This is a genomic window from Cupriavidus agavae (assembly GCF_004217045.1).
Taxonomy (GTDB): domain Bacteria; phylum Pseudomonadota; class Gammaproteobacteria; order Burkholderiales; family Burkholderiaceae; genus Cupriavidus; species Cupriavidus agavae.
In genome coordinates this window covers 1486222-1502450 of record NZ_SGXM01000001.1, presented here as the reverse complement: position 1 = coordinate 1502450, position 16229 = coordinate 1486222, and the positions used below count along the sequence as shown (strand labels likewise).

The 16229-nt window shown below is 69.7% G+C and carries 12 protein-coding genes and 1 pseudogene; 10 read left to right on the top strand and 3 right to left on the bottom strand.

Translation table 11 applies throughout. The features are described 5' to 3' along the window. Nucleotides 1-42: 42 nt before the first annotated feature. A complete protein-coding gene (locus tag EV147_RS06780; protein WP_130390342.1) occupies nucleotides 43-2400 on the bottom strand; it encodes a Tex family protein in 2358 nt (785 codons plus the stop codon). A gap of 155 nt (nucleotides 2401-2555) precedes the next feature. Here EV147_RS06780 and EV147_RS06775 point away from each other — a divergent pair, with 155 nt between their 5' ends. The 3 genes from EV147_RS06775 (at nucleotide 2556) to EV147_RS06765 (ending at nucleotide 5912) form a co-directional block, all read left to right on the top strand. Then, complete coding sequence (locus EV147_RS06775; protein WP_130390340.1) at nucleotides 2556-3335, top strand: hypothetical protein; 780 nt, start codon at nucleotides 2556-2558, stop codon at nucleotides 3333-3335. 53 nt (nucleotides 3336-3388) lie between these two features. Further along, on the top strand, nucleotides 3389-3592 hold the full coding sequence (locus EV147_RS06770) for a DUF465 domain-containing protein (protein WP_130390339.1): 204 nt from the start codon (nucleotides 3389-3391) through the stop codon (nucleotides 3590-3592). A gap of 94 nt (nucleotides 3593-3686) precedes the next feature. Further along, nucleotides 3687-5912, top strand: coding sequence for an ATP-dependent DNA helicase (locus EV147_RS06765; protein ID WP_235844617.1), 2226 nt, complete (start codon nucleotides 3687-3689; stop codon nucleotides 5910-5912). Here the strand turns inward: EV147_RS06765 and EV147_RS06760 are convergent. Continuing rightward, nucleotides 5905-6543, bottom strand: coding sequence for a response regulator transcription factor (locus EV147_RS06760; protein ID WP_130390337.1), 639 nt, complete (start codon nucleotides 6541-6543; stop codon nucleotides 5905-5907). The genes EV147_RS06765 and EV147_RS06760 overlap by 8 nt on opposite strands. Nucleotides 6544-6795: 252 nt before the next feature. On the opposite strand from EV147_RS06760, the gene EV147_RS06755 reads away from it, so the two are divergent. From EV147_RS06755 to EV147_RS06725, 7 genes are all read left to right on the top strand, one after another. Next, nucleotides 6796-7938 (top strand): polysaccharide biosynthesis/export family protein, encoded by a 1143-nt coding sequence (locus EV147_RS06755; protein ID WP_235844616.1) that lies wholly within the window; start codon nucleotides 6796-6798, stop codon nucleotides 7936-7938. Further along, complete coding sequence (locus EV147_RS06750; protein ID WP_130390336.1) at nucleotides 7935-8372, top strand: low molecular weight protein-tyrosine-phosphatase; 438 nt, start codon at nucleotides 7935-7937, stop codon at nucleotides 8370-8372. Before EV147_RS06755 ends, EV147_RS06750 begins: the two co-directional genes overlap by 4 nt. Before the next feature lie 63 nt (nucleotides 8373-8435). Beyond that, a complete protein-coding gene (locus tag EV147_RS06745; protein ID WP_130390334.1) occupies nucleotides 8436-10691 on the top strand; it encodes a GNVR domain-containing protein in 2256 nt (751 codons plus the stop codon). After that, nucleotides 10688-11869 (top strand): glycosyltransferase family 4 protein, encoded by a 1182-nt coding sequence (locus EV147_RS06740; protein WP_130390332.1) that lies wholly within the window; start codon nucleotides 10688-10690, stop codon nucleotides 11867-11869. The genes EV147_RS06745 and EV147_RS06740 overlap by 4 nt, the downstream gene beginning before the upstream one ends. Then, on the top strand, nucleotides 11866-13056 hold the full coding sequence (locus EV147_RS06735; protein WP_130390330.1) for a polysaccharide pyruvyl transferase family protein: 1191 nt from the start codon (nucleotides 11866-11868) through the stop codon (nucleotides 13054-13056). Before EV147_RS06740 ends, EV147_RS06735 begins: the two co-directional genes overlap by 4 nt. Next, on the top strand, nucleotides 13050-14294 hold the full coding sequence (locus EV147_RS06730) for a lipopolysaccharide biosynthesis protein (RefSeq protein WP_130390328.1): 1245 nt from the start codon (nucleotides 13050-13052) through the stop codon (nucleotides 14292-14294). The genes EV147_RS06735 and EV147_RS06730 overlap by 7 nt, the downstream gene beginning before the upstream one ends. 13 nt (nucleotides 14295-14307) lie before the next feature. Beyond that, on the top strand, nucleotides 14308-15333 hold the full coding sequence (locus tag EV147_RS06725) for a hypothetical protein (protein ID WP_130390327.1): 1026 nt from the start codon (nucleotides 14308-14310) through the stop codon (nucleotides 15331-15333). On the opposite strand, the pseudogene EV147_RS06720 reads toward EV147_RS06725, so the two are convergent. Next, nucleotides 15327-15929, bottom strand: a pseudogene (locus EV147_RS06720) (sugar transferase); the annotation flags it as partial. The gene EV147_RS06725 and the pseudogene EV147_RS06720 sit on opposite strands and share 7 nt — an antisense overlap. Nucleotides 15930-16229: the final 300 nt, after the last annotated feature.

Below are 16229 nucleotides of genomic sequence, written 5' to 3'. Positions count from 1 at the left end.
CGCTGTGCGGGAGAGGGGAGCACCCCGTCAGCGGAAGTAGATTTACCGTTTCAGCTTGGCAAACGCAGCCGCCATTGCGCCCTGGGTTTCCGGCTGGCGCTGGTTGCCACCACCACGGTTGCCACCACCGCTGCGCGGGCCCCTGTCGCCGGAGCGCTCGCCTCCGCCCACGCGGGCCGCCGTCTGCCCCGGCTCGTCGTCCAGGCGCATCGTCAGGCCGATCCGGTTGCGCTTGACGTCCACTTCCATCACCTTGACCTTGACGATCTGGCCGGCCTTGACCACCTCGTGCGCGTCCTTGACGAACTTGGTCGAGAGCGCCGAGATATGGACCAGCCCGTCCTGGTGCACGCCGATGTCGACAAACGCGCCAAACGCGGCCACGTTGGTGACCACGCCTTCCAGGATCATGCCCGGCTGCAGGTCCTTCACGTCTTCCACGCCTTCCTGGAAGGTCGCGGTCTTGAACTCGGGGCGCGGGTCGCGGCCCGGCTTTTCAAGTTCGGTGAGAATGTCGCGCACGGTCGGCAGGCCGAACTTGTCGTCGGCGAACTGCTGGGCCGACACGCCGCGCAGCGCCTCGCGGTTGCCCATCACGTCGGGCAGGCCCTTCTTGATGTGCTCCAGGATCTTCTGCACCACGGGGTAGGCTTCCGGGTGCACCGACGAGCGGTCCAGCGGGTTGTCGCCGGTGTTGATGCGCAGGAAGCCGGCCGCCTGCTCGAACGTCTTGTCGCCCAGGCGCGGCACCTTCTTCAGCGCATCGCGGTTCGGGAACGCGCCATTGGCATCGCGGAAATCGACGATGTTGCGCGCCAGCACCGAGTTCAGGCCCGACACCCGCGCCAGCAGCGGCGCCGAGGCGGTATTGACGTCCACGCCCACGGCATTCACGCAGTCTTCCACCACGGCGTCCAGCGCACGCGCCAGCTCGCGCTGGTTCACGTCGTGCTGGTACTGGCCCACGCCGATCGATTTCGGATCGATCTTGACCAGTTCGGCCAGCGGGTCCTGCAGCCGGCGTGCGATCGACACCGCACCGCGCAGCGACACGTCCAGGTCCGGAAACTCCTTGGCGGCCAGTTCCGATGCCGAGTACACCGACGCGCCGGCCTCGCTGACAACGATCTTGGTCAGCTTCAGTTCGGGCAGGTTCTTCATCAGGTCCTGCACGAGCTTGTCGGTCTCGCGGCTGGCGGTGCCGTTGCCGATCGAGCACAGCGCCACGTTGTGCTGCTCGGCCAGCCGGGCCAGCGTGGCCAGCGAGCCGTTCCAGTCGCGGCGCGGCTCGTGCGGGTAGATCGTGGCCGTTTCCAGCAGCTTGCCGGTGTGGTCCACCACGGCGATCTTGCAGCCGGTGCGGATGCCCGGGTCGATGCCCATCACGGACTTGGGGCCGGCCGGCGCGGCCAGCAGCAGTTCATGCAGGTTGCGGCCGAAGACCTTGATGGCCTCGCCCTCGGCGGTTTCGCGCAACTGGGTCAGCAGTTCGGTTTCGATATGCGGCTGCACCTTGACGCGCCAGCACCAGCGGCACACGTCGGCCAGCCACTTGTCGGCCGGGCGGTTGCGGTTCTCGATGCCGACATGGCGCGCGATCATGCCTTCGCACGGGTGGGGCACCATGGCGTCCTGTTCCTCGCCCAGGCCCAGCTTGACCATCAGCACACCCGCGTTGCGGCCGCGGAACAGCGCCAGCGCGCGGTGCGACGGCACCGTGCGGATCGTCTCGCTGTACTGGTAGTAGTCGCGGAACTTCTCTTCCTCGGCGGTTTCCTTGCCTTCCATGACCGACGACGACACCAGGCCGTTGGTCCACAGGTGTTCGCGCAGCTTGCCCAGCAGCTCGGCGGTTTCGCCGAATTGCTCGGAGAGGATGTCGCGGGCGCCGTCGAGCGCAGCCTTCACGTCGGGCACGCCGCCGTCGGCGGTCGGGTTGCCGTTGACGTACTTCGCCGCCTCGGCCTGCGGGTCGAGCGTGGGGTCGGCCAGCAGCGCCTGGGCCAGCGGCTCCAGGCCGCATTCGCGGGCAATCTGGGCGCGCGTGCGGCGCTTGGGCTTGTACGGGAGGTACAGATCCTCGAGCGTCTGCTTGGTCTCGGCGGCCTCGATGGCGGCGCGCAGTTCGTCGGTCAGCTTGCCCTGTTCCTCGATCGAGGCCAGGATCGTGGCGCGGCGGTCTTCCATGTCGCGCAGGTACAGCAGTCGTTCTTCGAGATTGCGCAGCTGGGTGTCGTCCAGGTTGCCCGTGACTTCCTTGCGGTAGCGGGCGATGAACGGCACCGTGGCGCCTTCGTCCAGCAGGCCGACGGCGGCGGCCACCTGGCGGGGTTGCACAGACAGTTCGGCCGCGATCAGCGACACAATCTTTTGCAGGACGGAAGCAGGCAGATTGGACATCGAAAAAACGAGTCAGTCGAAAGCGGGGCATTGTGCCACAAGCCCGGCGCCGTTCCGGTGACGGGAAGACACCTTTTACGGCGCCTTTTCGCCGGGCGGCCGCATGTCCGCCCGGCAGGGCGGCCCGAAGTGGTGCCGGATGCTAGAATCGCGCCATGATCGTCAAGCCCCCTGCGGCCGTCATGGCTCACCCGGTTTCCCTCACGTTCTCCGCCCTTGCGCTGGCTGCGCTGCTGCTGGCCGCGCCGCCGCGCGCCGCGCATGCGCAGGCGCCGGCACCCGCCACCGCGGCTGCGGCCGCTGCCCCGGCCGTGGTGCCGCAGGGCGGTGCCCCGCGCGACTTCCAGGCCGAGCGCAAGGCCATCGAGGATTCGCGCAGCTGGACCCGCTACCGCTTCGCCGTGGCCGAGCGCGAGTGCTACGGCAAGTTCCTGGTCAACAGCTGCATCGAGAAGGCCAAGGACCAGCAGCGCACGGAGTTGCATGTGCTGCGCGCCAGGGAGCTGGAAGTCGGCGATGCCGAGCGCGCTTTCCGGGCCGCCGAGCGTGACCGCTCCCAGGCCATTCGCCGCGCCGAGTTCGAGGCGGGCCAGCCGGGCCGGGCCGCCAACGAGCAGGCCAGCCGCGACGCCTACGACCGCAAGCAGCAGGAGCAGGCCGTGCGCGATGCGCAGGCCGGCGCCCAGGCGCCGGAGCGCGCGGCCAATGCCGCCGCCTACCAGAAGAAGCAGGACGATTTCGACGCCCGTCTGCAGGAGGCCCGCGAGAAGGGCGCCGACCAGGCACGCCAGCGGCAGGAGAACGTCAAGGCTTACCAGCAGAAGCAGCAGGACGCGGCGCAGCGCCAGAAGGACCTGGAAGAACGCCGTGCCAAGGCCGAGGAAAAGAAGTCCGAGGGGCAGGGGTCGAAGCAGCCCAGCCCGTTCGGCTTCTGACGCCCGGCGGGTCGCGCGGGACGCCTGGCGCGCCCGCGCAGCAGGAAGGCATCATGGATGAACATCTGAATACGCTGGAGCGGCAGGTCATCGAATTGCAGATCGAACACCGCGATCTCGACTTCCTGATCGGTCGCCTGTCCGAAGATCCCACGCACGACGAACTGCAGCTGCGCCGGCTCAAGAAACGCCGCCTCAAGCTGAAGGACGCCATCACGCTGCTGCAGCTGCATATCGAGCCCGACGTTCCGGCCTGATGCAGCAGGCGGCCGGGCGCCCGCCGTACCGCCGCCGTACCCGGCCAGCGTCGCTCCCGGCGCACCCGGCCAGCCACACAGAAGACACCCCACCTTGTCCCAGCCCGATCTCCTCTCCGAACACGCCCACGCGCCCGAGTCCGCTGCCGAACATGGCGGGGCGGACCCGCAGCCGGTAGCGGCGGCCCCCGCCAGCGAGCTGGCTGCCCAGCAGGCGCAACTGGCGACGATGTTCGCGGAGACCGGCACGCTGGCCACCGCCATCCCCGGCTACCGGCCGCGTGCCTCGCAGCGCAAGATGGCCGAGGCCGTGGCCGACGCCATCGCGCAGAACGAATCGGTGATCGTCGAGGCCGGCACCGGCACCGGCAAGACCTTTGCCTATCTGGTGCCGGCGATGCTGTGGGGCGGCAAGGTGATCCTGTCCACGGGCACCAAGAACCTGCAGGACCAGTTGTTCCTGCGCGACATCCCCACCGTGCGCCACGCGCTGAATGTGCCGGTGTCGGTGGCGCTGCTCAAGGGGCGCGCCAACTACCTGTGCCACTACCACCTGGAGCGCGCGCAGGCCAACGGCCGGCTGGCGTCGAAGCAGGACGCGGCCTGGCTGCGCGACATCGCCAAGTTCGCCAAGACCACGGCCACCGGCGACAAGGCCGAACTGGCCGCCGTGCCCGAGAACGCGCCGGTCTGGCAGATGGTGACCTCAACGCGCGACAACTGCCTGGGCAGCGAGTGCCCGCAGTACAAGGAATGCTTCGTGATGCGGGCGCGCAAGGAGGCGCAGCAGGCAGACGTGGTGGTGGTCAACCACCACCTGTTCTTCGCCGATGTGGTGCTGCGCGATACCGGCATGGCGGAACTGCTGCCGGCCGCCAACACGGTGATTTTCGACGAAGCCCACCAGTTGCCCGAGACGGCCACGCTGTTCTTCGGCGAGACGCTTTCGACCAGCCAACTGCTGGAGCTGGCGCGCGATACCGTGGCCGAGGGCCTGTCGCACGCCCGTGACGCCGTGGACTGGGTGGCGCTGGGCGCACCGCTGGAGCGCGCCGCCCGCGACCTGCGGCTGGCCTTCGGCCGCGACAACATGCGCCTGGCGCTGGGCCAGATCGAGGCCGATCCGCGCATGCGCGAACCGTTCCAGGAAACACTCGACGCGCTGGACACCGCCTTGTCGGATTTCGTCGAGGCGCTGGAATCTCAGGCCGAGCGCGCCGAAACGCTGGAGCAGTGCCACCGCCGCGCCGTGGAACTGGCGCAGCGCCTGGCGGCGTGGCGCGACGACCGCGTGGCCACCGCCGTGCCACCGCAAGCCCCGGCCGCCCAGGAGGGTGCTGACGGGACCGATGCCGCGGCATCCACGGCACCCGCGGCACCCGAACCGCTGCAACTCGGCCCCGACACCGTGCGCTGGGTCGAGGTCTTCTCGCAGACCGTGCAACTGCACCGCACGCCGCTGTCGATCGCGCCGATCTTCACGCGCCAGCGCGCCGGCCATCCGCGCGCCTGGATCTTCACGTCGGCCACGCTGTCGGTGAAGGGCAACTTCACGCACTACGCCGCGCAGCTCGGGCTCGACAAGGACCGCTCGCTGACGCTGCCGAGCCCGTTCGACTACGCGAAGCAGGGCCTGCTCTACGTGCCGCGCGACATGCCGCCGCCCAACTCGCCCCAATTCACCGAAGCGGTGGTGGAAAAGGCGCTGCCGCTGATCGAGGCCGCCGGCGGGCGGACCTTCCTGCTCTGCACCACGCTGCGCGCCGTGCAGAAGGCCTCGGACATGCTCTACGACCTGTTCGCGGCGCGCGGCTTGAACCTGCCACTGCTGGTGCAGGGCCAGGCCAGCCGTACCGAGCTGCTCGATCGCTTCCGCCAGCTCGGCAACGCCGTGCTGGTGGGCAGCCAGAGTTTCTGGGAGGGCGTGGATGTGCGCGGTGAGGCGCTCTCGCTGGTCATCATCGACAAGCTGCCGTTCGCGCCGCCCGACGATCCGGTGCTGGCCGCGCGCATGGAGGTGCTGCAGAAGAAGGGCCTGAGCCCGTTTGCCGTGCACCAGCTGCCGCACGCCGTGATCACGCTGAAACAGGGCGCGGGGCGCCTGATCCGGTCGGAGTCGGACCGTGGCGTTCTTGTGATCTGCGACACCCGGCTCGTGGAGAAACCCTACGGCCGCCAGATCTGGCAGAGCCTGCCGCCGTTTACGCGCACGCGCGAGTCCGAAACGGTGGTCCGCTTCCTGGAAGGGCTGAACGGCAGTTCGGCAGCGTCTGCGGAACTGCCCCAAGCGGATGCGGGCGCCAGCGGCGACGCTAGTTGAGTCCGTTGCGCGACGCGTACTGGCAGAGCGCCGCGTCGCTGTCCAGGCCGAGCTTGATCATGGCATTGCGCTTGTGGGTGCTGATGGTCTTGATGCTGCGATGGAGCACGCCCGCAATGCTCGTCACGCTAAGGCCGCTGGCGTAGAGCCGCACCACCTCCAGCTCGCTGGGGCTGAGCACGCGGGTCGGCTGTTGGGCGAAGACGTTGCGGTCGAAGCGCTCCAGCTCGCGGCGGATCGACTTGCAGAGGTAGATTCGTTCGTTCATTACTTCCTTGATGGCCAGCGGCAGTTCGCTCATGTTGCCGCCTTTGCCGAGGATGCCCCGTACGCCCTCCTGCAGCATGCTCCCGACCAGCCCCGGATTGGCCAGCGCCGTGAGCACGATCACGCGTACCTGCGGAAAGCGCCGCCGGATCATGCCGAGCATGACCAGCCCGTCGGCGCAGCGCTCGTCGGGCATGTGGAAGTCCGTGACGAGCACGTCGCAGGGGTGTTCCTGCAAGACCGTCAGCAGGGCCTCGGGATTGGCCGCTTCACCGACGATCTCGCAATTGGTTTTCCCGCCCAGCAATGCCCGCAGGCCAGTAATGATCAGAGTGTGGTCGTCGGCGAGGATGATGCGGGTCACAGTGGGTATTGCAATAACAAGGATGTTGCGGGAAAGACCACGGCACAGCAGTGCCGCATCCCGAGAATACACGCGAAAACCTGTGATGCGCTGACATAAGAATTCACCGCAAAGAATAGGATAAATCCGATGGTGACCAGTGGGTCGCCGTCGTTACGATCCGCCTGTTTCTTTTCACCTGACAGGCGGTCTATGAGCGGAAGGCGGCGGCCGGATGGCCCGGGCGGACGGTACTGCACTGGCGTGGCGCGCATGCTCGCCATGCTGCTGGCAGCGCTTGCCCTGCACGGCTGCATGCTGGCGCCGGGCATGCGTGGCGCGCTGTCGTTCGCATCGACAGCCTCTGATTCCGCGGAAGCCGGCGATCCTGCCGCCGACCCCTCCGGCGCACCCGGCGCACCCGGCGTCACCGCGATCTCCTGGGACCTCGTCAACACGCTTCAGGCCCATGCCGGGGCGCCCCCGGCCGACCTCGGCGCGCTGCTGGCGCGCCCCGGCCCGTACCAGATCGGCGCGGCCGACATCCTCTCCATCGTCGTCTGGGACCACCCCGAGCTGATGTTTCCCCACCAGACCTATTCGGTAGGCATCGGCTACGATGCGCCCGGCTACGGCGGTGCCTCGACCGTGCCGGGCTACGTGGTCGACCGGGCCGGCGAGATCCAGTTTCCCTATGCGGGCCGCGTCAGGGTAGCGGGCATGACGGTGGGCGAGGCGCGCGACGAACTGACGCGCCGCATCGGCCGGGTGATCGCGCAGCCGCAGGTGACGGTGCGGGTGCTGGCCTACCGCAGCCAGCGGGTCTACCTCGATGGCGAGGTCAGGACGCCGGGGCCGCAATACATCGACGACGTGCCGATGACGCTGGTGGAGGCGCTGAACCGGGCCGGCGGTGTACATGCCGAGCGCGGCGACAGCAGCCGCATCACGCTACACCGCGACGGCCGGCGCTGGGACATCGACTTGCCGGCACTGCTGCGGGCGGGGCAGGACCCTGCCGGCATCGGCCTGCGCAGCGGCGACATCGTGCGGGTGGCGCAGCGCGAGGACAGCAAGGTTTTCGTGCTCGGCGAAGTGCACAAGCCGTCCGTGGTGCTGCCGCGCAACGGCCGGCTGAGCCTCAACGAGGCGCTGGGCGAAGCCGGCGGCGTCAATCCGATGACCAGCGATCCGCAGCATATCTACGTGGTGCGCAAGCACGAGACGGGCGGCCCGGAAGTGTTTCATCTGGACGCCCGCTCGCCGGTGGCGCTGGCGCTGGCGGAGGGCTTCCCGCTGAAGCCGCGCGACGTGGTGTTCGTCGATGCCGGCGACATCACGCGCTGGGCCCGGGTCGTCAACCAGCTGATTCCGAGCGCCCAGTATCTGAACTCGACCGCCAGCGTCCTCAAATGATCGGCGCCATTCTTGTCGTCTGCATCGGCAACATCTGCCGCAGCCCCATGGCCGAGGGGCTCATGCGCGAGGCACTGCCGGGGCGGCGGGTGTGGTCGGCCGGTCTTGAAGCCATTCCCGGCGCGCCGGCCGATGCGCTGGCGGCGGCAGTCTGCGCGGAAAGGGGCCTCGATCTGTCCGCACACCGCGCGCAGCGACTGACGCTGGCGCATCTGATGCGGGCCGATCTCGTGCTCGTCATGGACGCGGTCCAGAAATCGGCGATCCAGCAACTGTACCTGCCGGGCTCCGGCAAGGTCTTCCTGATCGATCAGCACGGCGGGCCCGGCGTGCCGGACCCTTACGGCCACCCCCGGTCCGCCTTCGAGCGTGCCTTGGCCCAGATCCGGCAAGGCGTGCGCGAGTGGACCGCCCGCATCGGATCGCTGCACTAGAGGCGGCCGGATTCCCGAGCTGCCGACCCGACCCCCATCAAGAACTTCCATCCCGCGATTCCGATGACATCTGCCGCTGCCAGAGCGCCCGCTGCGCGCGACGAGGTAACGCTGCTACACCTGTTCGACGTGCTGAGCCGCCACCGTCGCCTGGTGGTGGCCATGGTGCTGGCCGGATTGTTGGCCGGGATGGCCTTCATGCTGCTGGTGCGGCCCACGTGGCAGGCCGACATGCTGATCCAGCTTGACGACGCGGGCACGGCCGCCACCACGCTGGGCCTGCCCGCCGACATGGCAAACCTGTTCGACGTGAAAACCACCGCCGCCGCCGAGGCGCAGATCCTCGCGTCGCGGCGCGTGCTGGCCGGCGCGGTGACCCGCCTGCGGCTGCACATCGAGGTGCTGCCGGGCCGCTGGGCCGCGCTCGGGGTGCTGCGCGGCTGGCTGGGCGAGCGGGTGGACGAGGTGGTGGTCGAGGCGTTCGACGTGCCGGCGCCGTTCGAAGGCGAGGCGTTCCGGCTGACGGTGCTGCCGGACGGCCGGCACTGGCGCCTCGACGGACCGGGCCTCGGCATCCCGGTGACGGCCGCCATGGGCGTGGAACATGCGATGGAAACCGTGGATGGGCCCTGGCGGATCAAGGTGATCGATCGCGGCGCGGCGCCCGGCGCGCAGTTCACGGTCACGCGGCGCTCGCGGCTCAGCATGGTGGCGGCCACGCGCGACCAGTTCAACGTGCAGGAGAAGGTGCGGCAGTCCGGCGTGCTCGTGGCAACGCTGCGGGGCACCGACCGCGCCCTCGTGACGGCGCTGCTGCGCGAGATCGGCGACCAGTACGTGCGCCAGAGCATCGAACAGCGCTCGGCCGAGGCGGCCCAGTCCCTGCTGTTTCTCGACCGCCAGTTGCCGGACCTCAAGCGCCAGCTGGAGGCCGCGCAGGAGCGCTACACGTCGATGACCGAGCGGCACGGCATTGCCGACCTCGCCGAAGAGGCGCGCCTGGCGCTCAAGGCCGCCGCCGAGGCCCGCACCCAGTTGCTGTGGCTGACGCAGAAGCGCGAGGAACTGGTGACGCGTTTCACGCGCCACCACGCCAGCGTGACCGCCATCGACCGGCAGATGGACGCCGTGCGGCGCCAGTTGCAGCAGGTGGAGGGCAACGTGCGCGGCCTGCCGGCGCTGCAGCGGCAGGTGGCCGAACTCACACTCGACGTGCGCGTGGCCACCGACCTCTACATGGCGCTGCTGGGCAGCGCGCAGCAGCTCGAACTCGTGAAGGCCGGGCAGGTGGCCGGCGCCCGTGTGGTGGACATGGCCGAAGCGGGCGAGACGCCGATCGCGCCCAAATGGCCGCTGGCGCTCGGCATGGGCCTGCTGGGCGGCCTGGTGCTGGGCGCGGGGCTGGCATTCGCCCGCGACTGGTTTGCCGGCGGCGTTTGCGAACCGGAGGAAATCGAGGCCGCGCTTGGCGTCAGCGTGCTGGCGATGGTGCCGCGCACGGAGCGGCAGCGGGCGCTCGACGTGCAGATCAGCCGTGGCGAGGGCGGGGGCCTGTTGTCAGGGGTCGCCCCGGACGATCCCGCCGTGGAAAGCCTGCGCAGCCTGCGGACCGCGCTGCGCCTGACGCGCCTGAACCAGCAGCGCCGCGTGGTGCTGGTCACCGGCTCGGAGCCGGGCTCGGGCAAGTCGTTCATCGCCACCAATCTGGCGGCGTTGCTCGGGGCCGATGGCCTGCGCGTACTGCTGGTGGACATCGACACCCACTGCGGGCGCGTCCATGAGGCATTCCGGCTGCCAGCCGCGCCGGGAACCTGCGAGGTCGTGGACGGCGCGCTCTCGCTCGATGCCGCCGTGCATCGCGGCGTGGCGCCGGGCCTCGACGTACTGACCCAGGGCCAGGCGCCGGGCGACGGGGTGGAGCCGTTCGCGGGCGGCCGCCTCGCGGAATTCCTGGCGCAGGCGCGTTTCAGCTACGACGCCGTGGTGATCGACGCCCCGCCGGTGCAGGCCAACACCAACGCGGTGCTGTTTGCCCGCAACGCGGACCTCGTCCTGCTGGTGGCACGGGACGGCCATTCGCGCATGGGCGATCTGCGCGAGTCGGTACGGCGCCTGCGCCTGTGCGGCATCGAACTGGACTGCGCGGTGCTCAATGGGGTGACGCCCCGCCTGGGACGCTACGGCGGGCGCTTCGGCGCCTACGGCACCTATGGGTACGGCGGCTACGGCCGCTACGGTGCCGGCGGCCGACCGCCGGGGCGCCTGGGCGCGTGGTCGGCAAGATTAAGAAGTCTCTGGCGCGGAGGGCGCCGACAATGACAGTGACAGTGAATCCAGACACGAAGGGCCAACTGCGGGTGGCGCTGGTGGCCGAGGCAGTGAGCGGCGGGGTGGCCATGCATGTGGCCGACCTGATCCGGGGGCTTTCCGCGGGAGGGGTGGCGGCGCATCTCGTGGTGCCGGCCGGAGAGCGGCTCGACCGCTCCATCTTCGACGACAGCGTGCTCGACCGGTGCGCCAGTATCGGGCAGGTGCCGATGCCGCACCGCATCGGCTGGCGCGATCCGCTGGCGTGGCTGGCCGTGTACCGGCAACTGTTGCGCATCCGGCCCGATATCGTCCACAGCCACAGTTCCAAGGCCGGCGTGCTGGCGCGTTGCTGCCGGGGGCCGTGGCGGCAGGTCTACACGCCCCACGCGCTCTACACGCTGAACCCGGCGCTGTCGCCGTTGCGGCGGCGCGTGATCGGGGGCATCGAACGGCTGCTCGGCAACCATGCCTGCGACCGGCTGGTGGCGGTCTCAGGCGCCGAAGCCAGCCATGCCCATGAGGCGCTGCGCATCGCACGGCAGCGCATCACCACGATCCCCAACGGCGTACCGAGCTTCGATACACTGCCGCGCGCCGAGGCTCGCCGGACGCTGGGGATCGATCCTGACCGCTTCGTGGTGGGATTCATCGGCCGGCTGGTGTACCAGAAAGGGCTCGACCGCCTGATAGGCGTGGCCGACCTGCTGCGTGGCCGGCTTGGCTGTCCGGCGCAGATTGCGGTAATCGGGCAGGGCGATTTCGCGGCCGTGGCGGGATGCCCGGCCGACGCCGTACCGCCCAACGTGCGGCTGGTGGGCGCCGTGGCACAGGCGCGGCGCTATCTCGGCGCCTTCGACGCGCTGCTGCTGCCCAGCCGCTACGAGGGCCTGCCATACGTCTATCTCGAAGCCATGCAGGCCGGCGTGCCGATTGTCACCACGGCGGTGGCGGGCGCGAGCGAACTGGTCGATGCCGAAGAGATCGGCCTCGTGGTGACCAATACCGACGATCCATGGCCGCTGGCCTCGGCGCTGGCACGCGTCCATGACGATGCCGCGTTGCGCGAGCGCCTGCGGCGGAACTGCGCGGCGGCAGCCCAGCGCCATTCGGTCGAGGCAATGGTGCACCGGGTCATGCGGCTCTACCACGATCTGATGGCGCCCCGGCGCCAGGGGACGATGCAATGAGCCGCAGCCGTGTGACCCTGCTGCACGCCTACAGCCGCCGCAATTCCGGCGACGGGCTGCTCGTCGACATTTCCGCGCGCCTGATCCGCGAGGCGCTGGGCGGGCAGGCCGAGATCACGCTGGTGGCCTCTGACCCGCAGTCTTTTGCCGACTTCGGCCGGGTGGTGCCTGCCCCCGTGATCGCCAGCGCGGGCTGGCGCCGGCTGTGGACCTGCGGTGCCACGCTGGCGGCGATTCCCACCGCAGACGTGCGGGCGCTGCGGCGCCTGCTGGGTGGCTCCGACCTGATCGTCGGGGTCGGCGGCGGGTACCTGCGTGCGCGCACCGACATCGAGGCGTTGAAGCTGCACGCCGGGCATATGGTCCAGTTGGGCGCGGCGGCGGAGTCCGGCGTGCCGGCGGTCTATCTGCCGCAGAGCATCGGGCCGGCGCTGGCGGCGTTCGGACCGTTGGCGGCGGGGCTGTCCGGCGCGCTGGCGCACCATCTGGGCGGGTTGCACCGGGTCCATGTGCGCGATGGCCGGTCGCTGGAGTGGCTGGCGCGACTTGGCAACGTCCGGCGCGCGCCGGACCTCGCCGTGCTCGCGCTGGGAAACCAGCTGGCGTCGGCGACGCCGGACGCCACCCCGACAACGGTGCGGCACGTGGCGATGGTGCTGCGCGAGGCCCCGGCATGGGGCGCCGCGCGCCGGCAGGAGTACCGCGCCCAGACCCGCCGGCTGATCGACCTGCTCGGGCGCGAATGCCGCATCAGCTTCGCCGTGCAGAGCGCCGTGCGCGGCAATGACGACGCGCGGTACTACCGCAGCCTCGGCATCGAGCCGGCTGGCACGCTGCGCGATCTGCTGCGCAACGACCGCCCGGACGCCGTGGTGTCGGTGCGGCTGCACGGTGCCTTGGAATCCGTGCTGGCCGGCGTGCCGGCGTTCCACCTGAGCTATGAGCGCAAGGGTTTCGGCGCCTATGAAGACCTTGGCCTGCCGGAGTGGGTGGCCAATGCAAACGATTTCGATCCGCTGGCCGTGCTGCAAACCGTGCTCGCGCCGGGTGCCGCCGATGCCTTCCATCGGAGCTTGCGGCGACGGACGGCGCATCACCAGGCGGCCTGGGGCGAGCTGGTCGACACCCTGCGCCATGCCCGCGATGTGAGCGGTGGCGGTCACGCAAGGAGGGCAGGACCATGCTGATCCGGCTCGCGCTGCGGGCCGTGGCACTGGCCGCCAAGTTCGCGCTGACGCTGGCCATCGCGCGGGTGCTCGGCGGTGCCGCGATGGCCGAGTATGGACTGGCGCTGGCCGCCGCGGTCATCGGCACGAAGCTGCTCGGGCTCGGGTACAGCGCCGAGATGAACCGGCGGCTTGCCAGCGGGCCCGGGCCGGCGGTACGCGAGGCAATCCGGCTGCAACGGATCTATGGCATGGCGTACGCGGTGGTCTGCCTTGCCATCCTCGCGCTGGTGCCGGCGGGCTGGCTGCCGGCCAGCGCGGCCGTGGTGCTTGCGCTGCTGGTAGTGAGCGAGCATCAGGCCTATGAGGTCAACAGCTACCTGTTCGCACTGCATCGCACGCGGGCTGCGTCGTGGCTGCTGTTCGTGCGCACGGGCCTGTGGGCCGTGGCGGCGATGGCCGGGCTGGCGGCGGGCGTGGTGACGTCGATGGTCGAAGTGCTGGGCCTGTGGGTGGCGGCCAATCTGGGCGTGATCGCCCACGGCTGGTGGGTCATCGCCCGGGAAGCCGACGCGGCGCCCCCGGTCCGCGCACGCGAAGCGGCGTTGCCGCTGGCCGTGATCTGGAGGGCGGGGGCCAGCTTCTATCTGGCCGCCGTCTTGCTGTCAGGCACGCAGTACGCCGAGCGCTTCATCGCCTCGGCGTGGCTCGACGCGGTGGCCGTGGGCCAGTACGTCTTCCTGTGGGCCATTGCCAATGCCGTGCAGACGTTGGCTCAGGCGGGGCTGGTGGCAACGGCTGGCCCTGCCTTGGCGCGCACGGCCAGCCAGGCGCCGGGGCGCTTCGCGGGGCTGCTCGCGCGCCAGTCTGTGAGCCTGCTGGCCACCACGGTGGTCATGGCTGTGGGACTGTTCCTGCTGCTCGACCCGGTACTGGCGCTGGCGAACGGGCACGCCAGCGCCGCCGACCGCATCGTTTTCGCGGTCCTGCTGGGCTCGTTTGTGCTGCGGGCGTTGGCGGATTTGCTATGGGTATCGGCGATTGCGCTCGAACTGCGCGGCTTCCTGCTGTGCGGCTTCCTGCCGGTGGTGCTGGCTGGCGTGCCGGTAAGCTGGCTGCTGATCGCCGGGCACGGCATGCTCGGGGCGGCGTCGGCGCATTTGGTGCTCAGCGCGGCCGTGCTGGCGTGGCTGGCGATTGCCATTGCCTGGAGATTGCGCTGTCCCGCAGCGCCTGACAGCGAATGCGCCACGGCATGACGGGACGGCGTCGATGCGCAGCCTGAGCGTGGGCCCGGCGTTGAGCGCCGGCGTGACCCGTACCGTGGCTGCCGGTGCCATCGCGTCGTACGGGCTGGTGTACCTCAACGCGCGACGGCTGCTGCCCGATACGATCTTCCGGGACGCCGAGAAGATCGAGCAACAGATGGCGGGCGCCGACACCTACGCCGGCAGTTCGTTCGACGTGGCGGGCCAGCTGTTCACGGCGATCGGGGCGGGACTCGATCCGTTCGTGATGGGCATTGGCGCGTGGCTGCTGTGGTTCCTGTACCGCGACGCCCGGCGTCCGGGGCTGATGGCGGCGGCCACGCTGCTTGGCGTGGCGTGCGTGTTCTTCAACCTGTTCGTGGCGAGCAAGGATACGCTGGTGGTGGCGATGGCGCTCTTGGTGGCCACGGGCGCCCGTCAGGGTCGGCCGATACGCATGTGGCTGGCGCTGCTGCTGCCCTACACGGCCTATGCCGTCCTGTTGCGGCCTTATTACGCGCTGATCCTCGGTCTGGCCTTGGCCCTGTACCTGCTGACGCGGCTCGGACCGCGCCGGCGCATCGTGGCGCTGGGCGTGGCTCTGCTGGCGCTGATGCTGGTGCCTCCCGCGATACTGCACACGCTGCAGGTTGCCCGGGATCTGGCGGTGCAGTATCTGCAGTTCCAGTCACCGTATGGTGCGCGCACGAGCTTCCTGAATCCGTATCCGCTCGACTCCCTGCCGGGCTTCATCGGCAACTATCTCTACGCCTGCCTGCGGCTGAACCTGACGGTGCTGTGGCATCCGGGCGTGAAGGAGGCGGCCATGCAGTTCTGGCTCTGGCTGGCCGCGTGGCCGGCGTTCCGCGCGGTGGCCGGCGGGGTGGCCGGCCGGGCACAAGCCAGCCCGGCGAGCCTGCCGGCCTGTCTCGTGATGGCCCATGTGGCGGTGTCGATGCTGTTCGAGCCGGACCTCGGCAGCTACATGCGCCACCTGTCGGCACTGGCGCCGCTGTCGATGCTGCTGCTGAGGCCGGTGACGCGTCAGTAGGCGCCGCGCCGGCGCAGCACCACGCCGACGGTGCGAAACAGGATGCCGATATCGCGCGCCAGCGACCAATGGGTGACGTAGTCGAGGTCGAGCGCCACGCGGTCCTCGTAGCTGGTGTCGTTGCGTCCGCTGACCTGCCAGGGCCCGGTGATGCCGGGCGGCACCTGCAGGTAGTACGCGGCGCAGGCACCGTAGCGCTGCAGTTCCTTCTCCACCACCGGCCGCGGTCCCACCAGGCTCATCTCGCCGCGCACCACGTTCCAGAGCTGGGGCAGTTCGTCGAGGCTGGTGCGCCGCAGCAGCCGGCCGATCGCGGTGACGCGGATATCGTTGCGAAGCTTGTAGGTGGCCTCCCACTCGGCGCGGGCGGCGGGGTCGGATTCGAGCAGCGATTTCAGCCTGGCCTCGGCGTCGGGCACCATCGAGCGGAATTTCAGGCATTTGAAGGGGCGGCCACCCTTGCCGATGCGGGGATGGCCGTACAGGCACGGTCCGCCGTCGCGGCCCACGCGCCAGGCAATTGCGGCCAGCGCCGGCGACAGTACGACGAGCAGGCTCACTGCGGCGGAAACGTCGAACAGGCGCTTGGTGGTCCGTGACAGCCAGCGGCCGCGCGGGCGGGCATGAAGGGCCTGAAGGGCCTGAAGGGCCTGAGACGGAGCCGGCGCCGCGCGACTCTGTGGAATGATCGAACCGGGTTCGGCGGCGGTAGGATGCAGCGTATGCATGGTAAAGCTCCTAAGAAAACTCTCAGGACAGCTTATTGATGCACCCCCGCTGCGACGCTAGGAATTGTCTGAATCCAGATGCGGTGATTTTGAGACTGGGACGATGCCGGGCGCGCGCCGGAAACAAAAACACCCCGAAGCCTGAGGCGGCATTCGGGGTGTCGGGGC

What these genes read in the sequence shown, in the direction of transcription:
- EV147_RS06730 (WP_130390328.1), top strand. Translation starts at nt 13,050, where the DNA reads ATGCTGATCCGGCTCGCGCTGCGGGCCGTGGCACTGGCCGCCAAGTTC.
- EV147_RS06775 (WP_130390340.1), top strand. Translation starts at nt 2,556, where the DNA reads ATGATCGTCAAGCCCCCTGCGGCCGTCATGGCTCACCCGGTTTCCCTC.
- EV147_RS06725 (WP_130390327.1), top strand. Translation starts at nt 14,308, where the DNA reads ATGCGCAGCCTGAGCGTGGGCCCGGCGTTGAGCGCCGGCGTGACCCGT.
- EV147_RS06735 (WP_130390330.1), top strand. Translation starts at nt 11,866, where the DNA reads ATGAGCCGCAGCCGTGTGACCCTGCTGCACGCCTACAGCCGCCGCAAT.
- EV147_RS06780 (WP_130390342.1), bottom strand. Translation starts at nt 2,400, where the DNA reads ATGTCCAATCTGCCTGCTTCCGTCCTGCAAAAGATTGTGTCGCTGATC.
- EV147_RS06770 (WP_130390339.1), top strand. Translation starts at nt 3,389, where the DNA reads ATGGATGAACATCTGAATACGCTGGAGCGGCAGGTCATCGAATTGCAG.
- EV147_RS06740 (WP_130390332.1), top strand. Translation starts at nt 10,688, where the DNA reads ATGACAGTGACAGTGAATCCAGACACGAAGGGCCAACTGCGGGTGGCG.
- EV147_RS06745 (WP_130390334.1), top strand. Translation starts at nt 8,436, where the DNA reads ATGACATCTGCCGCTGCCAGAGCGCCCGCTGCGCGCGACGAGGTAACG.
- EV147_RS06750 (WP_130390336.1), top strand. Translation starts at nt 7,935, where the DNA reads ATGATCGGCGCCATTCTTGTCGTCTGCATCGGCAACATCTGCCGCAGC.
- EV147_RS06755 (WP_235844616.1), top strand. Translation starts at nt 6,796, where the DNA reads ATGCTCGCCATGCTGCTGGCAGCGCTTGCCCTGCACGGCTGCATGCTG.